The sequence below is a fragment of the Bacillus sp. AFS055030 genome (assembly GCF_002574545.1).
Taxonomy (GTDB): domain Bacteria; phylum Bacillota; class Bacilli; order Bacillales; family Bacillaceae_G; genus Gottfriedia.
The window spans coordinates 1-1,079 of sequence record NZ_NUGT01000058.1 but is presented as its reverse complement, the minus strand read 5'-3'; the positions used below and the strand labels follow the sequence as shown (position 1 = coordinate 1,079).

Here is a 1,079-nt window from a genome sequence, read left to right as displayed (position 1 = left end):
CAGACGGAGCGACAGGCCCAACAGGAGCAGACGGAGCAACTGGCCCAACAGGTCCAGCAGGGGCAACTGGTGTAGCAGGTACAGGTGCAATCATTCCGTTTGCATCAGGTACACCAATCGCGATGGCATCAGTAGATCTCCTTGGGGTGAGTTTAGCTAGTACGGCTGGTCTTGTAGGGTTTGGAAGTTCACTTCCGAATGTTGCATTACTTCCTGGACCAGCGATTAATTTAACTGGAACTGGATTGCCAACTGAAATACTTGATTTTGCATTTACAATGCCTAGAGCGGGTACAATAACGGCTATTTCTGCATCTTTTAGTAATGTAGTTGCTTTAAATATTTTAGGAACAAGTATTTCGGTCACTGCACAATTATATAGTGCACCGCCAAATAGCAATAACTTTACTCCAGTTGCAGGTGCAAGTGTTACTTTACCTGCTCTAGCGGGCCCACTTTCATTAGGCCAAATCGAGAGCAATATTTCTACACCTTTAGCAATACCAGTCGCTGCACAAACTCGTTTAATGATGGTATTCACACAAACTGGAACAGGTCTTAGCCTTATTAACACTGTTACTGGATATGCTAGTGCGGGTGTATCAATAAACTAATTAATAGAAAGAAGTAAGAAAAATAGATTTTAAAAATTGGACTCTACTAAACTAGATTATAATTTACTATCATTGATAGTTTTTTAGTCTAGTAAGTAGAGTTTTTTTGCGGATTTTTAATAGAAATAGTATTAAAATCCAAACAAACTTGTCCAACAAAAATATGATAAATTGTACGTCAAAATATTTTTGGAGGTGTATCTATTTGCCATTACCACCAGGCCCACCAGGCCCACAATTACCACCAGCTTTTCCTCTACCACCAGCTCCAACAGGTCCTACGGGAGCACCAATACCACCAGGTCCTTCAGGTCCAACATGTCCAACATGTCCAACGGGAGCAACAGGCCCAACAGGAGCAACAGGTCCACAAGGTCCAACTGGAGTGACAGGCCTAGCGGGAGCAACAGGCCCACAAGGTCCAACAGGAGCGACAGGAGCGACAGGAGCAGACGGAGCAACAGG

The 1,079-nt window shown here is 43.7% G+C and carries 1 protein-coding gene and 1 pseudogene; both read left to right on the top strand.

Annotation, left to right across the window (positions count from 1 at the left end; translation table 11 throughout):
- On the top strand, positions 1-614 hold a 614-nt coding region (locus CN925_RS15865), incomplete at its 5' end, for an exosporium glycoprotein BclB-related protein (RefSeq protein ID WP_286138414.1).
- Positions 615-777: 163 nt separating this feature from the next.
- Positions 778-1,079, top strand: a pseudogene (locus CN925_RS15860) (hypothetical protein); the annotation flags it as partial.